Annotated in this window: 1 protein-coding gene; it reads left to right on the forward strand. The window is 70.9% G+C overall.

Annotated elements, in window-relative coordinates; all coding sequences use genetic code 11:
* A partial coding sequence (locus tag PWG71_RS28565) for a trehalase-like domain-containing protein (RefSeq protein ID WP_274813179.1) occupies positions 1 to 2,294 on the forward strand: 2,294 nt, incomplete at its 5' end.
* Positions 2,295 to 2,316: the final 22 nt, after the last annotated feature.

The following is a 2,316-nucleotide window of genomic DNA, read 5'->3' on the forward strand; positions in this document are numbered from 1 at the left end:
TGCCCACCGATGTGCGTCGGCGTGTGTCGGCTCTGGCCCGGGCCTCGCGGTTGCTGGTGGCCTGTGACTACGACGGCGCTCTGGCGCCCCTGGACGCCGACACCACCCCGGACCGTCGTCCCCTGCCCGAGGCCGTGCGCGCCCTGCGTGATCTGGCCGAGCTGCCCGGCACGGTGTGCGCGGTCATCTCCGCCCGCCCCTTGCGCGATCTGGCCGCGCTGTCGCGCCTGCCCGCCGAGGTGCGCCTGGTCGGCGCGCACGGCACCGAGTTCGACACCGACCTGATCGTGGACCCCTCCGCCCACGGCAAGGCCGAGGCCCTGGAGGTCCTGCGCGCCCAGACCGACGCCACCGCCGTGCTCTACATCGGTGGCGGTGACGGCGAGGAACCCGTGTTCTTGCACCTGGGCGGCGCGGACGCCGGGGTGCGGGTGGGGGACCTGTCCGAGCCGTCGGTGGCCGCGCACCGGGTCGCCCACACCCCGGCCGCGGCGGCCCTGCTGGCGTTGCTGGCCGGTGAGCGCCGTTCCTGGGTGTTCGGGGAGCGCCCCACCCCCATCGAGCGCATGTCGTTGCTGTCCAACCAGGCGTCGGTGGCGTTGGTGGGCCCCGACGCACGCCTGTTGTGGTTGTGCCACCCCGAACCCGACTCCCCGGCGTTGTTCGCGGAGTTGTTGGGCGGGCGCGGGGCGGGGGTGTTCGCGATCGCCCCCGCTCACAGGGGCCGTCCCCTGGGTCAGCGCTATGAGCCCGACACGATGACGGTGCGCACCCGTTTCTCGCGTTTGGAGGTCATCGATCACCTGGCCACCGACACCGTGCCGGGCCGCACCGATCTGGTGCGGGCCATCACCGGTACCGCGCCGGCGGTGGTGGAGTTCGCGCCCCGCCCCGATTTCGGGCGGGCCCCGGTGCGCATCACCGCCCATCCCGACGGGCTGGTGGTGCAGGGGGCGCCCTTCCCGATCGCGTTGTACTCGCCCGGGGTGGCCTGGCGGATCGATCACGACGGGGTGGACGACATCGCCCACGCCACCGTGCGGCCCACCTCCGAGCGCCCGGTGGTGTTGGAGTTGCGGTGCGGGACCGACGTGTTGGGTGCCCATCCGGTGGCCGAGGCCGAGCGGCGTGGGGCGGCCCAGCGGGAGTGGGCGTCGTGGGTGGGGTCCTTGGCTTTGCCCGAGGTCGAGCGGCGTCTGGTGGCGCGTTCGGCGTTGACGTTGCGGGGGTTGTGCACGCCCACCGGTGGGGTGATGGCCGCGGCCACCACGTCGTTGCCCGAGGAGATCGGGGGGATCCGTAACTGGGATTACCGGTACTGCTGGTTGCGTGATGGGGCCTTGACGGTGCAGGCGTTGGTGGATCTGGGTTCGACCGCCGAGGCCGACCGGTTCCTGGACTGGGTGCACGATGTGGTGGCGACGCTGCCGGGTCCGGAGTTGCTCAAGCCGTTGTACTCGTTGCGGGGCACCGATCTGGGGCCCGAGGAGGTCATCGAGTCGCTGTCGGGGTATGCGGGGTCGCGGCCGGTGCGGGTGGGCAACCTGGCCGATCACCAGGTGCAGTTGGACGTGTTCGGTCCGGTGGTGGAGTTGATCGCGCATCTGGCGCGGGTGCGGGGGGTGTTGGCCGACCGGGACTGGGAGTTGGTCCAGGACATGGCCCGGGCGGTGGCGCGGCGCTGGCACGAGCCCGATCACGGGATCTGGGAGGAGCGTGACGAGCCGCGTCAGCGGGTGTACTCCAAGGTGATGTGCTGGGTGACGTTGGATCGGGCGATCGCGTTGGCGGGTGTGTACGGGCGTGGGGTGGATCCGGCTTGGGAGGGGTTGCGGGAGCGGATCGCCCAGGAGGTGATCGCCAAGGGGTGGAACGAGGACGTGGGGGCGTTCACCACGGCCTATGACGGGACCGATCTGGACGCGGCGTCGTTGCACATCGGTCTGTCGGGGTTGTTGGATCCGGCCGATGAGCGGTTCCAGTCGACGGTGACCGCGATCGAGGCGGAGTTGCGCAGTGGTCCCACGGTGTACCGGTATCACCGTGATGATGGTCTGCCCGGGGGTGAGGGCGGGTTCCATCTGTGCACGGCGTGGTTGATCGAGGCGTATCTGGTGACGGGGCGTCGGGCCGAGGCGGAGGAGTTGTTCGGGCATCTGGTGGGTTGCGCGGGTCCGACGGGGTTGTTGCCCGAGGAGTTCGATCCGGTGAGCGAGCGGGCGTTGGGCAATCATCCGCAGGCGTACTCGCATTTGGGGTTGATCCGTTGCGCTCGGTTGTTGGATCAGGGCTGAGGGGTTGAAGCGCGGGGCGGGG

This window comes from Nocardiopsis sp. N85, assembly GCF_028882275.1.
Classification (GTDB): domain Bacteria; phylum Actinomycetota; class Actinomycetes; order Streptosporangiales; family Streptosporangiaceae; genus Nocardiopsis; species Nocardiopsis lambiniae.